The organism is Arcticibacter svalbardensis MN12-7 (genome assembly GCF_000403135.1).
Taxonomy (GTDB): Bacteria; Bacteroidota; Bacteroidia; order Sphingobacteriales; family Sphingobacteriaceae; genus Arcticibacter; species Arcticibacter svalbardensis.
Map to the genome: position 1 here is coordinate 1 of NZ_AQPN01000070.1, position 20258 is coordinate 20258.

The 20258-nt window shown below is 38.5% G+C and carries 16 protein-coding genes and 1 tRNA gene; 9 read left to right on the forward strand and 8 right to left on the reverse strand.

Annotation, left to right across the window (positions count from 1 at the left end; all coding sequences use genetic code 11):
- Positions 1–57: 57 nt before the first annotated feature.
- From ADIARSV_RS08550 to ADIARSV_RS08560, 3 genes are all read right to left on the reverse strand, one after another.
- A complete protein-coding gene (locus ADIARSV_RS08550) occupies positions 58–240 on the reverse strand; it encodes a hypothetical protein (RefSeq protein ID WP_016195065.1) in 183 nt (60 codons plus the stop codon).
- 30 nt (positions 241–270) lie between these two features.
- Positions 271–341: transfer RNA gene (locus ADIARSV_RS08555), tRNA-Cys, on the reverse strand.
- A gap of 64 nt (positions 342–405) precedes the next feature.
- Positions 406–1152 (reverse strand): TrmH family RNA methyltransferase, encoded by a 747-nt coding sequence (locus ADIARSV_RS08560; protein ID WP_016195066.1) that lies wholly within the window; start codon positions 1150–1152, stop codon positions 406–408.
- On the opposite strand from ADIARSV_RS08560, the gene tamL reads away from it, so the two are divergent.
- Positions 1137–3521, forward strand: coding sequence for a translocation and assembly module lipoprotein TamL (gene tamL / locus ADIARSV_RS08565; RefSeq protein WP_449371648.1), 2385 nt, complete (start codon positions 1137–1139; stop codon positions 3519–3521). The two genes, ADIARSV_RS08560 and tamL, sit on opposite strands and share 16 nt — an antisense overlap.
- Before the next feature lie 12 nt (positions 3522–3533).
- Here tamL and ADIARSV_RS08570 read toward each other — a convergent pair whose 3' ends face one another.
- The 3 genes from ADIARSV_RS08570 to ypfJ form a co-directional block, all read right to left on the reverse strand.
- The gene (locus ADIARSV_RS08570; RefSeq protein ID WP_040299573.1) at positions 3534–4079 is read right to left on the reverse strand and encodes a hypothetical protein; all 546 of its coding nucleotides are present in this window, start codon (positions 4077–4079) and stop codon (positions 3534–3536) included.
- Positions 4080–4188: 109 nt separating this feature from the next.
- Entirely contained in the window at positions 4189–4854 is a 666-nt protein-coding gene (locus tag ADIARSV_RS08575; RefSeq protein ID WP_016195069.1) for an outer membrane beta-barrel protein, read from the reverse strand.
- 176 nt (positions 4855–5030) lie between these two features.
- Positions 5031–5882 carry a KPN_02809 family neutral zinc metallopeptidase gene (ypfJ, locus tag ADIARSV_RS08580; protein ID WP_016195070.1) on the reverse strand — a complete coding sequence of 284 codons (852 nt, stop codon included), beginning with the start codon at positions 5880–5882 and terminating at the stop codon, positions 5031–5033.
- Between the two features lie 295 nt (positions 5883–6177).
- Between ypfJ and ADIARSV_RS20505 the strand changes: the two genes are divergently transcribed.
- The 4 genes from ADIARSV_RS20505 to ADIARSV_RS08600 all read left to right on the forward strand — a co-directional run bounded on the left by ADIARSV_RS20505 (position 6178) and on the right by ADIARSV_RS08600 (position 11292).
- Positions 6178–8613, forward strand: a complete 2436-nt coding sequence (locus tag ADIARSV_RS20505; RefSeq protein ID WP_016195071.1) for an LruC domain-containing protein — start codon at positions 6178–6180, stop codon at positions 8611–8613.
- Between the two features lie 401 nt (positions 8614–9014).
- Positions 9015–9701 (forward strand): pseudouridine synthase, encoded by a 687-nt coding sequence (locus ADIARSV_RS08590; protein WP_016195073.1) that lies wholly within the window; start codon positions 9015–9017, stop codon positions 9699–9701.
- A 67-nt stretch (positions 9702–9768) separates the two neighbouring features.
- The gene (locus ADIARSV_RS08595) at positions 9769–11061 is read left to right on the forward strand and encodes a DEAD/DEAH box helicase (protein WP_016195074.1); all 1293 of its coding nucleotides are present in this window, start codon (positions 9769–9771) and stop codon (positions 11059–11061) included.
- A gap of 6 nt (positions 11062–11067) precedes the next feature.
- Positions 11068–11292 carry a hypothetical protein gene (locus tag ADIARSV_RS08600; protein ID WP_016195075.1) on the forward strand — a complete coding sequence of 75 codons (225 nt, stop codon included), beginning with the start codon at positions 11068–11070 and terminating at the stop codon, positions 11290–11292.
- Between the two features lie 44 nt (positions 11293–11336).
- Here the strand turns inward: ADIARSV_RS08600 and ADIARSV_RS08605 are convergent, their stop codons facing one another.
- Both ADIARSV_RS08605 and ADIARSV_RS08610 read right to left on the reverse strand, forming a co-directional pair.
- Positions 11337–11669: a DMT family transporter gene (locus tag ADIARSV_RS08605; protein WP_016195076.1), complete on the reverse strand. Its 333-nt coding sequence runs from the start codon at positions 11667–11669 to the stop codon at positions 11337–11339.
- A gap of 118 nt (positions 11670–11787) precedes the next feature.
- Positions 11788–12039 (reverse strand): hypothetical protein, encoded by a 252-nt coding sequence (locus ADIARSV_RS08610; RefSeq protein WP_016195077.1) that lies wholly within the window; start codon positions 12037–12039, stop codon positions 11788–11790.
- Between the two features lie 548 nt (positions 12040–12587).
- Here ADIARSV_RS08610 and ADIARSV_RS08615 point away from each other — a divergent pair.
- The 4 genes from ADIARSV_RS08615 (at position 12588) to ADIARSV_RS08630 (ending at position 20227) form a co-directional block, all read left to right on the forward strand.
- Complete coding sequence (locus tag ADIARSV_RS08615; protein WP_016195078.1) at positions 12588–14006, forward strand: sugar MFS transporter; 1419 nt, start codon at positions 12588–12590, stop codon at positions 14004–14006.
- Between the two features lie 259 nt (positions 14007–14265).
- A complete protein-coding gene (locus ADIARSV_RS08620; protein ID WP_040299564.1) occupies positions 14266–15144 on the forward strand; it encodes an ROK family protein in 879 nt (292 codons plus the stop codon).
- Positions 15145–15641: 497 nt separating this feature from the next.
- Complete coding sequence (locus ADIARSV_RS08625) at positions 15642–18785, forward strand: glycoside hydrolase family 2 TIM barrel-domain containing protein (protein WP_016195080.1); 3144 nt, start codon at positions 15642–15644, stop codon at positions 18783–18785.
- Positions 18786–18808: 23 nt separating this feature from the next.
- Entirely contained in the window at positions 18809–20227 is a 1419-nt protein-coding gene (locus ADIARSV_RS08630; RefSeq protein WP_016195081.1) for a glycoside hydrolase family 125 protein, read from the forward strand.
- Positions 20228–20258 lie beyond the last annotated feature (31 nt).

Sequence of the window (20258 nt, forward strand, 5' to 3'; positions counted from 1 at the left end):
ACCAGATAATTACTTATCTGGTTTTTTTATGATCCATCCTTAAAGCTGAATTTATTCCTATTTAGCCTGAGCTGCAATTACTTGTGCTAGAACAGCGTTGTTCTTAGCTACCTGACTGTGTGCAGATTCTTTAGAACGGCTACCAATTTCAATATTGCTGCCAATCTTCAAAAACTGAACATCAAGGCGTGCAACCGTTTTATTTTTTCTGTCTTTTCTCTTTAAACGTGTAACTCCCATTGTTTTTTTTTAATATTTTTTTATCCTGTGAGGTCGGAAGCGGATTCGAACCGCTGTAGGAGGTTTTGCAGACCTCTGCCTAGCCACTCGGCCATCCGACCCTTTGTAAGGAGTGCAAAAATAATAATTAATTGTATCCTCGCAACAATTATTTGAAAAAACAATTCAAATCCCTCTTCTTTTTATTTCCGAACACACTATTGCTGCTGATATAGCCACGTTCAATGACTCTGCGTTTCCGAACCGTGGAATGGTAATCTGATTGGTAATCAAAGGAATAACAGCATATGAAATCCCCTTACCTTCATTACCTAAAACAATAAACCCAGGTTCAGTAAAAGAAGTCTCATAGATCGATACACCTGCCAGCAAAGTGCCATAAACGGGAATTCCACTGTTTGAAACCAATTGTGACAAATCTGTATAATGCACAGCTACCCGGGAAAGAGAGCCCATAGAAGCCTGAACTACCTTTGGATTATACACTTCTACCGTATCCTCTGAACAGATTATTTCCGAAAAACCGAACCAATCCGCTGTCCGGATAATTGTACCCATATTGCCCGGATCCTGTATCCCATCTAAAATAATAGTAAATCTATCTTTAAAACTTTCAGGACGTAACGGGGTTTTCTCAGGAATCCTTATAATTGCAACTGCATCCTGAGGAGTGGTAAGTGTGCTGATCTTTTTTAGCTCAGCATCTGTTATCTCATAAAATTTGACAGTAGGAGATAATTTACTAAACTTGATGAGCGTTGCAGAAGAACAATAAATTGATTCTACTATAAATGCTGAGTTCAGGAATTCGGAAATTGATTTAACCCCTTCAACCAGAAAAAGGCTCAGGTCTTTTCTGTTTTTTTTTACATGTAATGCATTTACAAAACTGATTTGTGATTTTGAAAGCATATAATAATAGTGTTGGTATTTTTTTGCGTGCAAGTATACTGTTTTTAACAGTTATTATGAGCGGATGTTCGGCTACAAAATATTTGAATGAGGATCAGGCGCTTGTCAAAGATGTTAAGCTGAAAGGAATTGACAACGAGTTCGCTGAAGCTTCTTATCTTTATGTACAGCAGGACATTCGTCCGAATTCAAGGGTGAACCTAGCCTTATATAATCTGTTGAATACCCATAAAAATAAATACCGGTCCGACCGGATCAAAAATATAGGTGAGGCACCTCATCTGCTGGACAGTTCATTAGTAGATATTTCCAATCGGGAAATCCAGAAATACCTGGTATATAAAGGCTTTTTTAATGCAAAAGTGACCAGTGATATTCAGGTTAAAAACAAAAAGGCCCGTATTACTTTTACAGCTGTTCAGGGCCCATCATTTCACGTCCGCAACGTAACTTACAGCATTTTAGATACCGCAGTAAGAAATCTTTATATTCAAAACAGGGAAAGCTTAACGAAGATCAGTGCAGGTAGCCGTTATGATGTAGATTCCATTATGAATGGAATTAATAGTGTATATAACCTGATGAAGTCGAATGGATATTACGAATTCTTGAAACCTTATATTCACCTGGATGCAGATAGCACTTTGTCGTCTAACCAGGTCGATATGAAATTACACATTTACAATCCCCCCGGAAAGTCGGCTCATCCCCGCTACTTTATCAATAATAAAACCGAGATCAATATTACAAACAGTAATCTACGACACGGAAGAACATTGCCCGACAGTGCAATGGTTGATTCACAGTATTTCTTCCGCGATTATTCGCACCGCTTTGATTTCAACGCTCTTTCCCATTATATATTTTTTAAATATGGGAAACCTTACAGTGTACAAGAAGAAAATTTAACCTACGATCGATTATATGAGTTAAACGTATTCCGTAATATAAAGATCTCATACGAGAAAGACCCCGATAGCTCCAGTCTGAATGTCAGAATGGAAATTACCCCACTAAAGAGGAACAGTAACCGGATCGAAGGGGAGTACACCTTCAATTCTGGTCGAAATGGTTTTAACATAGGAGACACCTACACCAACCGCAATTTATTTGGTGGCGCTGAACGATTAGATATAAAATTCAGATACGGGATCTTGTTTGATTCCAGACAAAACCAAAAGTTATTCAGTGATATCTTCAACAGAGATATTCAGATTGGTGCAACTTTAACTATACCACGTATTGTGAGTCCCCTAAACATTCCTGAAAAAATTGGTGCAGGAGTGCCTCATACTACATTCTCCAGTAGTATGCAGATTTTTGATCAACCCAGTGCCTTTAGAAACCGCATATTCATTAACTCTATTACCTATGATTGGGTACAAAGCAAAAACAAATTGCATAGTTTAACGCCTTTCAATTTAGAGTACAGAGACGGACGTCTGGCTAAAGCCTTTAAGGATAGCCTGGATAGCACTGGAAATCGGCTCTATGTGTTGACAAATGACCGCCAGTTTTTAAATCTTGGAACACAATACAACTTTACGCTCAATGCACCTAAATTAAGCACCTATACCAATTTTACCTACTTCAGAGGATTTATAGACATTGCTGGTAATAGCTTAGGATTGTTAAGCAATGTGTTTAAATTTCATCGAGATGAAAATGGATCACGCACTATTTTAGGACTTCCATATCTACAATATGCAAAAACGGAAATCGATTTACGGTTGTATCGGTCCTTTGGAGGAGAAAGGCAATTTGTAGCGCGCATTAATCCTGGAATAGCCTTGCCCTACGGCAACACCCAATCCCTTGAACTTCCCTTTGAGCGTAATTTCTATGCAGGGGGATCAAGTGGAGTACGTGCATGGCAAGCCAGAACAATTGGTCCCGGAAATTACAACCGCAGTTCCATATCGAACGAAGAAACACGTAAAAACCTGACCTATCTGGATCAGTATGGAGAAATAAAAATTGAAGGCAACCTTGAATATCGTTTCAAGCTCATGAACAACTTCTTCGGCTCCAAACTAAAAGGCGCCACATTTACTGACTTTGGTAATGTGTGGCGACTAAACGAAAGTACTTTAGTTCCTGGCGGACAGTTTAAGTTTGACAAATTCCTTAATCAGCTTGCTATCGGAGCAGGAGCAGGACTAAGGTTTGATCTTCAATACTTTGTATTTCGCTTTGATGTCGGGGCAAAAATAAAAGACCCACAATTTACCGGATCAGATAACTGGGTAATCAAACATCTTTTCAGCAGTAGTGAAAGGAAGGATTTCAAAGACCAGTATGACCTAACAAATTCTCCGGATACCTACCGCTTTTTACAATATAATTTCGGAATTGGGATGCCTTTTTAAATCAAAACTGATTTAAAACAAACTATTCTTAATACCATCAAAGATGGTCTCAAAAACGGTAGGGATTCCCAAACCTTTATTGGAATTAAACACCATTAAAACCACCAGGATAATAACTGCAAATACTATGAACTTCCTGAAGATACTAGCCAAAACAACCAGGGCCAATGGTATAATAAGCAGCATTATCCAATTAATCTTGATCGGATTAATGCCCCCATCCTTTTTTAATACATAATAAAGCTTTGCAGGAGTGGAGGATTCATTGGTATGTTTCAGGTACACGAATGTTGATTTATCAATTTGCTGCGGAGCAACCGCCACACCATCATGGAACAACAGCGACTGCTTAAATCCATTGATGCTGAACATAAATGTTCCGTTAACAGTTTCTACAGGCCTTTCCTGATCATCAGTAGCAATAATAGCCAGCTTATCATTCTTTAACAGATTCTCTTTTACAATAAAGTTGCTGATGGAGTCTGTTTTGGACAGTGCCATACTAGTAAAGCCCAAAAGGAGCAAAGAAGCGAAAAGTAAAATTCTTGTTTTTATCATGATCATGATGCTATAAAAGCACCGACAAATATAAACAGCATCAGCTATAAAAAGAAAAAGCCCTCAAATATTATTTGAGGGCTTTAAATTGTTTAAATTATACGATTACCTAAAAGGCGTAACCTACGTTGAAAGATAAAACCCGGTTGGTTATTTTACCATTGTCATTGTTATCACCAGGACGTATATCGGATAAACCTATTCCATAGTTAGCTCCAAAATTAAAACCACTATCTAATTGGATTCCTCCTAAAATATTAACACCGAAGTCACCGCTTTTAAAGTCATCATTATCGTCATTACCAAATTTAAGGTCACTTGTTGACTCTGAACTAGAACCACCAGATTCTACTGTAAACTTTCTTTCTCCAGAAACAGCAAAGGCTGCATAAGGACCTGCGCCTAAGTACAAACTAGCTCCTGTTACTCCTAGAGGAACCTTTCCAACAAGATTCACAGGAATCTCAACATATAGAGAATTATCCTTCGACTCACCATTTACACCAAAAGCAGATCCAGTAGTTTTACTACCCTTTCCTTGTAATGAAATTCCTGGTTGAATAGAAAAGCCTGATGCAATAGGAAGATCAGCGTAACCGGTTACATTAAAATTAGTGTTAGCTTCTGTTTCATAATCATCACCATCTGTATTTGTAAAATGGTATTTCGGTAAAGATACACCTACCTTTAAACCAAATTTAGTAGTTGATGTAGACTGTGCAATCGCAGCACCTCCTATAAGGGTTACAGCTGCTAGTAGAATTATTTTTTTCATGTTTTTTACTTTTGTATTTATTAAGTATGTTGACCCTATATGGCAAATACATAGCCTAAAATGCGAAATAATAAAGAAAGAGTTAAAAATGAGGGTATTAGTTAATGTATACTTAAATACCAACTTTTATAACATGTTTCGTTTGCAGGTCATATTGTATCTCATACCATACAATTTCACAACGATGAGGTGGAAAAAGTATCACCTGCGCTCATATCACCGGTATCATATCCCTTCTTGAACCATTTCATCCGCTGTGCTGAAGTTCCATGAGTAAAAGCGTCAGGTACAACATGCCCCTGAGTCTCCATTTGAAGCCTGTCATCTCCTATAGCATTTGCTGCATTCAGTGCTTCTTCAAAATCCCCTTCGTCCAAAATATTTTTCCTTTGAATGTAATGCGCCCATACGCCTGCATAAAAGTCAGCTTGTAACTCTAAACGAACCGACTGCTCATTCAATTCCGCTTCACTTAATCTGCCCCGCATATTATCCACTTTGTCCGTTGTGCCTAATAAATGCTGAATATGATGGCCCACTTCATGTGCCACCACATAAGCCATGGCGAAATCTCCGGGTGCTCCAAACCGATCCTTTAACTCATTATAAAAGCTCAGATCAATATAAACTTTACTATCCGCTGGACAATAAAATGGACCCGTTTGTGAACTGGCGGCTCCACAACCCGACCTGATCTGATCAGTAAATAAAGTTAGTACCGGTTTTTCATATCGCATTTGATGGGCAGTAAAAATACTATCCCATACATCCTCCGTATCACCCAGCACAGTGGCCACAAAATGCGCATTCGCGTCACCTTGAACATCTGTAGACAGATCTTTCTGTTCCGAAGAAGTATTTGCCCCCCCTTGTTGGGCCATACCAATAAATTCCAGTGGGTTTTGTCCCGTCAGAAGAGCAAAAACAACTGCTACAACAGCGGTTAATCCGCCTCCTACAGCAAGCCCCCTTCCGCTACCTCTTTGATCATCAATATTCCCGCTTTCGCGTCTGCCCATCCATTTCATAAGTGCCTGATTTTTAAAAACAGCAACAACCACATAAAAGGTATAGTTTTAAGAAAAACTAAAAAGGGGATTTATAATTTCACATTTCCAAATCAAAGCTTTACCTGCATTAAATAAGAATTCCACATTAGGAAATTTATAATATACAGATGGGAAATTTATTTCCCAGTTTGTGTATCTTTACTTCCTATAAGCCTTGAATTTTACTTATTAAAGGGCATTACATCAATTAATTATGTGTAATAGCTAGTGGCACATATATTGCACACTTTATATAAAATTGTTAAATTCTATCATGAACAAATATTTACTCTCAGCCCTAACTTTATTTGTTGTTTTCATCACATCCTGTCAGAAAAGCGACATTACCGACCAGGTAGAAAACACAACCGAACTTGTTGTACCAGCATCATTTAATTGGGGAACATCCCGAGATGTCAGCTTCAATATCTCCATTACTGATACACGTTTCGCAAGCAGCATTCATGTGATCTCCATATATGCAGGCGATCCGGCAAATGGCGGATCCTTATTATCAAAAGGAAGTGCAACATTAATCGCTGCGTTTAATACCAAGATTTATATACCATCCACTTTAACTGAAGTGTATGTGGTTAAAACATCCCCTGACGGATCTACCGTTTCGGATAAAATAGCCATCACCAGCACACAGGTATCCATTGCGATAGGAACATCCAGCATTGTTCAATCTATATCAGCTGCAGCTGCAAAATCAGCTGTAACATTCAGCACCTCAGCAGTTGTTGAAACTAGTCCTGATTGTGGTACAGGAATAGTATGGACTGCACCTGCTGAATCCTGGCAAGCGTCTTTTCCAGTTAGTGGAGGTGTTTATGCTGTAAAAGCAAATGACGTCACCATAAACCTAAGTTATGGTCATAATGCAACACTTGTAGTATGCGGTAAGAATGTCACCTTAAATGGCGGAGACATGAACGGGTTAAATATTATAGTAACCAGTACTGGTAGTTTAACCATTAATAATAATGTACAATGGCACGCAACTGCTTCGATCAAAAACTTTGGAACATTGAAGATGAGTGCCGGCCAATGGGATCAAACGGTAATCGGATCTCTTTATAATGCAGGAACATTTAATACGAATTATTTAACAATGAAATCCGGTACCATAACGAATTTTGGAACCATTAACTCCAATACCAACATATGGATAGACGGAGGAGTATTCACTAATGAAGGCACCGTAAATGCATTAGGCACATTTAACATGCAGAACGGTGGTCAATTCATTAATAATAAGACGCTGACATCCAATGGCACCTTTACTGTAGGTGGAAGCTCAAGCAAATTCAATAACAATGGTACCTTTACCAGTACTTCTGGCAGTAATGTAATCATGGATGCATCCTCTATCATTACCAATACAGGAACTTTCACTGCATTAACATCAACCTTAAGTTTCTCCGGATTATTCACTAACGATGGAACAATGCGGTTGAAAACCTTAAATGCATTAAGTGGAACATTTAATAACAATTGTAAGTTGATTATCTCCGATCAGTTCGTTCTGAAGGGAACATTAATGAATAATGCTTCTTTCATTAATGTCCTTACAAATTCTACGCTTACTTCTAATATGAACCTATCGGGCAATGCAATCTTCCAGACTAAGGATATTGCAAGAAGCACCAACCCTATAACCGGTCCATCAACTGGATCTGTATGGTCTCTCTTTAAGGTAACCGGTACATCTGCCGCCGCTCTTAATAGTGAAGGCGGAACTTTCACCGGAAACGTATTATATTGTGATGCCCTGCGCTCATTGGATGCCAGCCATTTTTCAAGCAATGCAAAAAATGGCTGCGATATTTATATTGCTTCAAGCGATTGTACCGATGGTTATGGAACCGCTCCTGCTCCAGTATTAGTAGATACAGATAAAGATGGTGTAATTGACATAGAAGACGATTATCCTACCGATCCAACTAAAGCATACCGGAATCTACAAGCCAATTATGCAAATGGCGGATCAACTGTTGCTTTCGAAGATACATGGCCTTCTAAGGGAGATTACGACATGAACGACATCGTTCTTAACTATCGCTACGAAATAGCCTCAAATGCTGCCAATATCGTAGTGGAAATAAAAGCGGACTACAAGTTACTTGCTACAGGTGGTACCTATAAAAACGGTGCTGGTATTCAGTTCAACATCCCAGCAGCGAACCTGGAAAGTATCACTGGCGCTACTATAGAGCCTAATCAGGATAGTTTAGTGGTCATTCTATTCAACAATAGCCGCAATGAACAATCAGACTGGAACACTTCAGTAGGAACAGAATCAGCTGCAAAAGATTACTCCATTACAATAAAAATCAAAAACGGTCCAACGATCGCTAAATTAGGTGTTGGCAACTATAACGTCTTTATTTGGAATGCAGGTAAGGGACGTGAATATGAAACTCACCTTGCTGGTAAAAAACCAACTAAATTAGCTAGTACCGCTCTTTTTGGAACCGCAGATGATAATTCAACTACTGCAAGACCTTACTATACCAAAACTGGTTTACCTTGGGCATTGGAAATCCCAGTATCCTCTTTCTCTTATCCATTAGAAAAAATGGATATCACCATGGCTTACCTGCACTTTGCCCAATGGGCGACTACAGGTGGAACAACTTACACCGATTGGTATTCCAATACCGCAACAGGTTATAAAAACATCAGCGGCATCTTTGCTATAAAATAATAAACGAATTCTTTGAAAAAGCCCTTTTGGTTCATTCCAAAAGGGCTTTTTGCGTTTTATGATCTACATCAAGGAACCCCTTTATAACTTCAATTCATATATGCATAGTATCAAAGCCATATAAGTGTATAATTTACAACAAAACCAAGGAAGAATTACTCTTTACACCAGCATAAAAGCGATTAAGTTCCATACTTGTAAATCGTTCTTTAAAGCCTAAATTGTGATGTAACAAGTTTGTTTCCACCCATTCTGTTCGTAGATTTGAATAAAGGGAGGCCATCATGATTGAGTTCTTTATATTCTCTATATGCATAATTTATTTTATGTGGGAGTTTGACCATAAATAAGCTTGTGACAAACGCTATGGATAAAAAATCTGTAAGTTTGCTACTAAATACATGCTAGATATACTATTCAGAGATGAGCACCTCATCGCCATTAACAAACCTCATGGGCTATTGGTCCATCGTTCGCCAATCGCTATCGATGTGCAAGAATTTGCATTGCAGCTCTTGCGTGATCAGATTGATCATTATGTGAGCCCTGTTCATAGACTGGACCGCAAGACAGGAGGTGTACTGCTTTTTGCTTTAAATAAAGAAGCCGAAGTAGCCATGCATATCCAATTTCAGGAGAAAAAGGTGATTAAGAAATATCTGGCTATCGTACGCGGATACACCCCTGATGAAGAAGATATAGACTATGCTTTGAAAAAAGAGAATGGTGCCATCCAGGAAGCCTTCACGCATTACCATACCCTCAAGCGGGCAGAACTACAGGTTGCTTTCGGATCACACCCCACATCACGCTATTCACTGGTGGAAGCCAAACCCGAAACAGGAAGGATGCACCAGCTGCGAAAACACTTCGCACATGTATTTCACCCTATTATAGGCGACCGGAAACATGGCTGTAATAAACAGAATAAACTCTTTAAAGAAACCTGGGAAATGACTACAATGTTGCTCCATGCTTCATCGCTCTCCTTTAACCACCCGGTTACTAATGAGCCAATCCTGATAGAAGCTCCCCTTCAGGAAGAGTTTCGTAGGGTCATGCTCCTGATGGGCTGGGAATTAGTTTAACAGCAAGAGGTTTTTTCAATGTATAAAATCGTAAATTTGCATTTCTCTATTTTTAATATTTAGTATTGTGTGGTTAGAAAAAATAAAGCTTAGTAAACAACTTGTAAGATCGGTCACTGAAGCCGGATACCTTGTACCCAAGGAAGTTCAGCTTAGAACAATGTCGCGTATTATAGGTGGACAGGATATCATTGTTACCGGTCCCGAAGGCTGTGGTAAAACAACCACATATATACTAGGCGTATTAATGCGCTTAAAACAAATGCCTGAAGATGCTCCACGAGTATTAATTCTTGTTCCTGATAAAGAACGCGTTGAAGCTGTGGTTGCTCAAATCAACCTGCTGAACAAAAACCTTTCCCTGCGCACGGTATCTCTGGTTCCGGGAGCTGCATTGGAAAACCAGCTGAATGACCTTGCCGATGGTGCCGACATTATTGTAGCAACACCAGATCGTGCACGTTTCATTTATCTTAAATTGGCACTCGATTTAAACAAAATTCAACTCTTCATCGTAGATGATGCAGAATTGATCGTGAAACAGGGACTCCAATTACCGGTAAACGAATTAGCTAACAGTATCATCAAATGCCAGCGTCTTGTTTTCGCCGAGCTGATGCATGCCAGGATCAGCCAGATGATCGATCCCTTTATGCGGAACCCGGTACACATTGAGATCGAAGAGGAAACGGAAGCCGTAGCTGCAGTCTTTGGACAACAGCTTTACCAGGTTCCCAACTTCAGAACCAAGCTCAATCTGCTAAATGATTTGTTGACAATCAATGATCTACCGAAAACAGTTGTATTTGTCAACACACGCCTTACTGCAGAAAAGGTCTATAATAGCTTAACCTCCCGCAATAAACACGTAGCCGCCATACTAAACCCGGTATTTTTTGAATCAAAGGGTGTGAGCTCAGTATCTGAATTCCTCGACTCCGAAGAGTTAAATATCCTCGTAATCGCAAATGAACTAAGTCACTCACTTGATCTTCAGGGAGTGGATAAATTGATTCATTTGGAACCACCGGTAGAAAAAGAAACGTATATTTCCAGAGTGATTAAGGCAAGTGATGATGAGGAAAGAGAATGTATAGTATTTTCAACCGATATTGAACTGGCAAGCATCAAAAAAATTGAACAAGCATTAGGTTTAAAGTTTTTGGTTCTTTCGTTACCTGACGACCTCTTTGTTGATGTGGAAAGCAAAACGAAAACTAAAATAAAGACTACCGTAAAAAGAGTTGATGAACCTGAAAGGGGAGAAGCTTTCCATGAAAAATCAGAGAAAAACAGTAAAGACTTTAATATCGGTGCCGGTAAAAAGGCAAAATTAAACATGAAACGTAAACATAATTAAATAAACATGGATGAACCATTTGATATCGTCATAGGAGGAATAGAATATTCTATATTTCCAGAAGAAGAAGATGTATATACTGTTTTTAAAGACGGTCAGGAATACGTTAAGATACAGAAAGACACAGAATTGCAATGGCTAAAATTAGATCCAGATACAGATTTACCCTTATTCGCAGAAAATGAAGAAGTAAATCAGATTGGTCGCGAGATCATAGCCTATAAAGCATAATAATTTAAAGCGTAGTACACCTATTCAACATCGGTGTACTACGCTTATCCCGCTGACGACATAAATTTCAACCCAATTATCGAGCCGATAAGTGTAGTAATAAAGAATAACCTCCCCAATGTTGCCGGTTCTTTAAAAACAAGTATCCCTACCAACACCGTTCCCACTGCACCAACACCTGTCCATACTGCATAAGCCGTTCCAATGGGCAAAGTTTGCGTTGCTTTAATAAGTAAAAGCATGCTCACTGCTAAACAAAACACAAAGCCAGTTCCCCACAGTAAAGCAGTATTACCATTGGTTTCTTTCATCTTTCCTAAACAGGAAGCAAAGCCTACTTCAAATAAGCCTGCAATAACTAATATGATCCAATTCATCTTAAACCCTTTATCAAACAAAGATGAACAGAAATAACGTTATTCTATGATCATAAAGGATCATTTAGTTCTTATAAATATGTTTCAGGTCTTTTTCAAACAGTGTAAATGGATCTTTTTAAAACTTAATAAAATCCGGAACACTTTGCTGACCAGGGTATGGCGCATAAAAATGTGTTGCACTTTTGGAATCATTTCTCCAAACCAACACATAACAAAGCTCCAAATTAGCGCTCTTTAATGTTTTCAGTAGCACATCCGTCCACCATACCGGATTCGGAATTGTCTCCAGTCCGGTTTCTGTAAAGGCCGAAAGCTTACCTGTTTTCTTCGCGTAATCGGATACAATTGTCAGTCTTTTTATAGCCACATCCGAACGTCCCCGTAAACCCGAAAGTCAACTCCTAGAACCGCAGGATTTGATCGGTAACAGATTTGACATCTGAGCGATTTTTATCACCATACCAGCCGTGTCCATATAACATGAGATTAAAATCTGAATTATAATACTTTTTTAGCCAAGGTTGCTAAAATCTTGTAAAGTATAAAGATTGCATTTTAATATAAGCGGTTATCCCCTTCATGTCATTCATAGCAGAATGATCCTAGGTTGAGTCCATGTTAAGTCCGTGTTTTTACGTAAAAACACGGACTTAACATGGACTCTTGTCAGATTTATTATCGAGGCATTAATAATAAATTACTATCGCAACACGTATTCATAGTATAGGTCCCAAATTCGTAATAGAAAGCTGGCACAGGTTTTAATCGTTCAATAAACAATTAAAACGCCAATAAAAGCACATTTAAAGCTGATTAAATTAATTTAGCATGAAACAAATAATATTAACTTTGCAGGGTCTTGAGGAAGGCAAAACCAATAAACTTATTTAAATATATAAATCTTATAAACCTAATATGGTAGGAAACACAATTGAGACTGGTCATCAACCCAGCGCTGAAACATCAAAGAATTACACTGTACCTTTTGCTACATTGACTTCTTTGTTTTTTATGTGGGGATTCATAACCTCCATGAATGATATTTTAATTCCCCATTTGAAGGAACTGTTTTCGCTCAGTTATCTGCAATCGATGCTGGTACAATTTTGTTTCTTTGGTGCCTATTTCATTGGCTCAGTTTGCTACTTCATAATATCATATTATAAAGGTGACCCAATTAATAAAATTGGCTATAAAAATGGAATGCTGTTGGGTCTAGTGGTATCCGCACTCGGATGTTTCCTATTTTATCCGGCATCTGTTTTATCTATTTATGGTTTATTTTTAGGTGCATTATTCATACTAGGTCTAGGTTTTACGCTGTTACAAATTGCAGCAAATCCATATGTCTCTCTATTAGGAGATGAAAAAAGTGCTTCAAGCAGATTAAATCTCGCACAGGCATTCAATTCCCTGGGAACTACGATTGCTCCAATATTAGGTGGATTTTTAATCTTTGAATTATTCTCAAATAACGGTGTATTGTCTGCTGATGCAACTAAAACACCTTATATTGCTTTTACAATTATTTTCCTTGTTGTTGCATTCATCGTCTATAAGATCAATCTTCCTTCGTTTAAATCAGATGAAACAGAACATGGAGGTTTAGGTGCATTCAAATTTCCACAGCTGAGATTAGGTATTCTGGGGATCTTCTTTTATGTAGGAGGCGAGGTTTCCATTGGTAGTTTTATGATTAACTACCTGGCGCATGAAGATATCATGAATATCCCTGAATCAGTAAGTAAAAACTACCTGGCTTTATATTGGGGAGGTGCTATGATCGGCAGGTTCCTTGGTTCTATATCATTGAACCAAACACTATCGGCTTCCAAAAAACTTATTTATATGATCGGTGTCGCTATTGCGATCTTTGCTTTACTATTTAGTATTGTCGATCTTAGTTTTATACAAATCAGTGCTTTCCTAGGCTTTATTGTACTTAACCTGGCTGGTTTCTTTATTGGTAAATCAGCACCGGCACGTACATTGGCAATTTTTGCTATCGTGAACATGGTCTTGGTGCTTACCAGTATCTTCACATTCGGCCCTGTGGCCATGTGGACACTATTGAGCGTAGGTTTGTTTAACTCGATTATGTTTTCAAACATCTTTACACTTTCAATTGCAGGTTTAGGACGATATACCAGTCAGGGATCCTCTCTTCTGGTAATGGCGATTTTAGGTGGTGCCGTAGTTCCATTAATACAGGGAGCGCTTGCCGATTCAATCGGTATCCATCATTCATTTATTGTTCCTGTGATTTGTTATGGGTATATCTTGTTTTATGGTATCTTCTGCGCAAAAAACGTAAAACTATCTGAGCTGCCCTAAGTGCCTCTGATATAAAATTAAATTCAATACTATAACCAGCATAAAAAAAGGAGTATAAAGATCGTATGATCTCTATACTCCTTTTTTTATGCCTATCAGATAAGATTTAAACAGGTGAATGTTATGACCCAAATCTTATCTATATCAAAAAAGATCAAAACAAATTTTAATTATTATTATAAAATCAATCTAATTATTTGCTAAAACGTTTTACTGTTTATATTTTTGTTTGACATTCTAAATCAGTATAGAAATTAATATGAATAGTTCAATAGTGATGGGAGTAGACATTGGTGGCTCTCATATAACAGCAGCTTTAGTTGATCTTGAAACCAAGCAAATACTTCCAAAAACATGGTTACGAAAACATGTAGATGCTCATGCCGAGGCTAATGCGATTATTGAATCCTGGGCTGAATTGATAATTAATGTTTTTAGCCATTTGAAATCCGGAGATAAGAAGATAGGAATTGGAATTCCAGGTCCACTTAATTATGATACCGGAGTCAGTTTTATAAAAAATCAGGATAAATACGATAACCTTTATGGTTTGAATTTAAAGGACCTGTTATCGAATAAAATAGAAATTCCGGCAGATCATATCCGCCTGATGAATGATGCGGCAAGTTTCTTGCAGGGCGAAACATTTGGAGGAGCAGGGGCTCATTATGATTCTGCGATAGGATTAACATTGGGAACCGGATTGGGATCTTCCTGGTATAAAAAAGGTGTGGCACATGATGCAGATCGCTGGAACCATTCTTTTAAGGATAGTATTGCCGAAGATTATTTATCCACACGCTGGTTTGTTCAGCGTTATTTCCAACTCAGCGGGAAAAAAGTAACCGATGTAAAAACACTGGTGAGCACAGCGCAAAGTAATCCTTACATTGAACAGTTGTTTGAAGAGTTCGGTACAAATCTGGCTGCTTTCCTAAATATGTTTATTGCGATCGAAAATCCTGAGGCAGTGATATTAGGAGGAAACATAGCACAGTCCTTTTTCTTATTTGAAGATGCGCTCCGTGTTGGACTTCAACCTCAATATAGAACTATCCCCATTTTAAAAGCAAAACTAGGAGAGGAAGCCGTTTTAGTAGGAGCGTCTTCGCTGTGGAGAGAGAATATACTAACCTGAAACTTATTTGATTAAAGATCCGATCGATACTAATTCAGAAATTTAATAAAAAGGATTTAAATTAGCTTTGCTTAACTACCAGCTCCATGCAAGCTTATAACCAACTAACCTATTTTGACCGGGCAGCACTTCTTAAAATGGTAAAAGGACTATTTTTAGAGAATATATGATCGTTACTGGGATAAATTATACATTATTGCCCGGAAGCGTTTGAACGATGATCTGGAAGCAGAGGAAGTAGTACAGGAATATTGCTCCTATGCTTGCTGGACCAGATTGGAGTGTACGGCCATCCGCTAGGATAATCTCTCCACCCAATTGAGCGACCTTATGCTTATGGAAGCTGCAGCAATATTGGACACCTCAAAAGATGAATAATTATGCTAAATCGTTTAATACATGTATATTTAGTAGAACTAGTTTATAGATTCTAATTCAGTTAACAAATTACCAACTAATGAATTAAATTTATTGATTATTATTTTTAAATATAAATCATGCATTTTAAAGTCTCTTATTCCGTAATCCTGGTTTTTATGATCAGCCTATTTCCATTAATTATCCTTTCACAAACAAAGGCAGAGAAAAAAGGGGATCGGGCAGAATGGGAGAATGAAGCAATCTTTGGGATCAACAAAGAACCTGCACATGTGCCCTATATACCTTTTCCTTCTACCGAAACGTTGAAGGAGGATCCTACTTTTCATACTCCATGGGGGGCGACTAGATCTCCTTTGTATCTTTCTTTGAATGGCAAGTGGAAATTTAACTGGGTTAAACAGCCCTCAGAGCGTCCGGTTGAATTTTATAAATCAACTTTTAACAGCTCGGAATGGAAGGAAATTCAAGTACCCTCTAACTGGGAGATGCTGGGATATGGCACACCGATATATACGAACATTACTTATCCCTTCAAAAACGATCCTCCTTTTATCAGACCACAATCTGGTTATACCAATGAGAAAGAGCCAAATCCGGTAGGATCATACATTAGAAATTTTTCTATTCCTGAGAACTGGGATGGGAAAGAGATCTTTTTACGATTTGACGGTGCATATTCCGCCATCTATATATGGGTGAACGGTAAGCAAGTTGGCTATAGTGAAGGAGCCAACAATATAGCGGAGTTTAATGTAACCAAAGAAGTAAAAGCAGGTGAAAACAGTCTGGCTGTTGAAGTTTACCGCTGGGGTGATGGTAGTTATATTGAAGATCAGGATATGTTCCGCTTAAGTGGGATCCATAGAGATGTAGCTATTTACGCTGTGCCGCAGGTTCATATCAGGGATTATTATATTAAGACCGAATTTAAAAATGATGATTTTGCCACAGCAGTTATGCGAATTAAAACAAGCATCCGAAATAACAGTAAGCAAAATACAAAGTCAGGAAACTTAAAGATCTCGATTTTAGATCCGAAGGGAAAAGAGGTGATGCAATTGAGTCAGTCATTGGCAACTGTAAAAAAGGATCAGGAGTTGGCGGTTGACCTTCAAGATGTGATTAAAAACCCTTTGCTTTGGTCGGCAGAGGAGCCTGATCTCTACACCGCAATCTTTACATTACAGGATCAGGATGAAAACATACAGGAAGTTATTTCGAGCAAGTTTGGCTTCCGTCAGGTAGAGATTAAAGAAAAGCGCCTGTTTATAAATGGGAAACCGATATTTTTAAAAGGCGTTAATCGTCATGATATCCATCCACAATTAGGAAAAGCAGTGCCTGTATCCTCCATGCTGGAGGATATTCTGCTGATGAAAAAAGCCAATATTAACACTATCCGTACTAGTCATTATCCTAATGATCAAAAGATGTATGCGCTATTTGATTATTATGGGTTATACACAGTTGCAGAAGCCGATCTGGAGTGTCATGGAAATCAATCGCTGAGCAATGCGCCGAGCTGGTTGCCTGCCTTTACTGACCGTAACGTACGCAATGTGGAAGAGCATAAAAATCATCCGGCTGTTGTTTTCTGGTCTATGGGAAACGAATGTGGAGATGGGGAAAATTTTGTGCAGGTATTTAAGGAAATAAAAAAAATAGACAGCACGTTTATTGTGCACTATGAAGGGAAAAACAGCGCTGCTGATATGGATTCCAGAATGTATCCTTCGGTGGATGATATGATCGCTACGGACAGGCAAAAGACAGATAAGCCCTTTTTCTTATGTGAATATGCACATGCTATGGGAAACTCGGTTGGTAATCTGGAGGAATATTGGGATTATATAGAAAATCATTCACAGCGGATGATTGGCGGCTGTATCTGGGATTGGGTTGACCAGGGAATAAACAAGTTTGGGGGTCCTAAAGATCAGTACTTTTTTGGTGGAGACTTTGGTGATAAGCCAAATGATTTTGACTTTTGTAATAACGGAATTACAACTCCCGACAGAAGAATTACAGCAAAGATGCTGGAGGTTAAAAAGGTATATCAGTACATTAAAATCCTGCCTGCTGACTTGAGTATTGGTACGGTGAAAGTAATTAACCGTTATACCTTTCAAAATCTTGACCAGTTTTATATCAAATGGCAGGTTTTAAGAAATGGACTTGTAGTTGATTCTGGTGCTTTGAATCCTCAAAATGTAAATCCAGGTGATTCGATTGAAATTGGGGTTCCTTACCGAATTCCAGCGACTGATAGCAGTGAGTATTTTTTAAATGTGGAATTTGCGTTAGCAAAAGATATGCTATGGGCAAAGAGCGGTTACATTATTGCTTCCGAACAACTGACTTTGACACAACGGCCGGTACAGGATTCTATTGCTCATCCTGGTCCGGGTAACTTATATGTAGAAGAAAGGAATAACATAGTGAATGTATCAGGTCCTGATTTTAATGTACAGTTTGATAAAACAACAGGATTGCTAACTTCTTTAAAATACTCCAGGACTGAATTTATTTATCAGGGAAAGGGCTTAACTTTGAACTGGTATCGTAGTATTAACAATGATAGTCGTAAGTATGTGGAACCTGATACCAAACTGATCTCTTTTACTTATTCTCCTGAAAGGGAAGTGAAAAGTGTTACGATCAGAACTGTTCGGGAAATGAGTCTGAAAGGAGATAAAACTAGTATCCTGCCTTATGTAGTAAATTACACCATTTATGCCGGAGGATTCATTAATGTGGTAGCGACAATAGATAATACGAATGATGCATATCACGTTCCACGACTAGGGTTACAAATGTCATTAAACCCTGCAATGGAACAAGTAAGCTGGTATGGAAGAGGACCGCATGAAAATTATGCAGACAGGAAGTCTTCCGCCTTTTTCGGCATCTTCACTAATACGGTTGATGGTATGGAAGAACATTATACCCGTTCACAAAGCATGGGTAATCACGAAGACATCCGCTGGCTCAGCGTATCAGATGAAAACCATACAGGAATTAAAATCACATCAGGGGATAAATTGAACTTCAGCGCCCTGCATTATACCGATCAGGACCTTTGGAATGTGGTACATGATTTTCAACTTAACAACATCAAAAAGCCAGAAACAATATTAAGTCTGGATTATATGCAAAGAGGAATAGGAAATGCCAGTTGTGGTCCTGGTCCCTTAAAGAAATATGAGTTGTCGTCGAGTAAAGCAAACACCTTTTCTTTCCGGATTGAAAGGATAAAGTAATAAGATACAAAACCAGTTAAAGCATGAAAAGAAGGACATTTATTAAAAGTGCAGGAGCATTGAGTGCCGGATATATGTTAAGTAATAACTTAAGTTTCGCAGCATCTCCAGCATTTCCTGTGGTTAGAACAGCACCCGGATCCAGGAAGTTTACCAGTAAAGCAGTAGAAAAGGCTATTACCGAATTCAAGAAGAAAGTAAAAAATCCGGAATTAGGTTGGTTATTTGAAAACTGCTTTCCAAATACCCTGGATACAACCGTATTTCATGAAGTTAAAAGTGGAGTTTCCGATACCTATGTAATCACTGGAGATATTGATGCGATGTGGATGCGTGACAGCAGTGCTCAGGTTTGGCCATACATGCAATTCATTAAAGAGGATAAACCTTTGCAACAGCTTATTGCCGGCGTTATAAACCGACAGGTAACTTATATTTTGAAAGATCCGTATGCGAATGCATTTTATCACGAGGCAAACAAAGTAGGAGAGTGGAGCACGGATAAAACAGATATGAAACCAGGAGTGCATGAGCGAAAGTGGGAAATTGATTCACTTTGTTATCCTATCCGGCTTGGGTATCATTACTGGAAAACTAGTGGGGATTCGTCTCCATTTGGTGAGCAATGGCAACAAGCAATCAAAACCATACTACATGTGTTCCGTGAGCAACAGCGGAAAGATAGTCTTGGAACTTATCACTTTCAACGAGAAACAGCAAAAGCAACAGATACACTGACCATGGATGGGTTTGGCTATCCGGTTAAAGGGGTAGGATTGATTTGTTCGGCGTTCAGGCCTAGTGATGATGCTACCGTATTCTCTTTTCTGATTCCTTCCAATTTCTTTGCAGTGGTGAGTTTAAAGGAGGCTGCTGAAATGATGCAGGTAATCGTTAAGGATCAGGAAACTGCTGATCAGCTTACCGCGCTTTGTAAAGAAGTAGAAGCTGCGCTTGCAAAATTTGCTACAGTCAATAATGAAAAGTATGGAAAGATATTTGCTTTTGAAACCGATGGTTTTGGGAGCTATCTGACCATGGACGATGCCAATGTACCTAGCCTTTTATCTTTACCTTACCTGGGAGCAGTAAAAACTACTGATCCGCTTTATGTAAGTACCCGCAAATTTATCCTGTCTGAAGACAACCCTTTTTACTTTAAAGGAACTGCGGCAGAGGGAATTGGTGGTCCACATGTAGGACAGGATATGATTTGGCCAATGGCTATCATTATGAGAGGTTTAACCAGTACGGACGACGGAGAGATTAAAAATTGCATTGAAACTCTTCGTAAAACGCATGGTGATACTGGTTTTATGCATGAAACATTTTATAAAAATGATCCTAAGAAGTTTTCCCGTTCCTGGTTCGCATGGGCAAATACTTTGTTTGGTGAGTTGTTATGGAAAACCTACCAGGAAAAACCACATTTATTGGTTTAAACCATTTCCAGGAAGCATCGGACGGATAGTC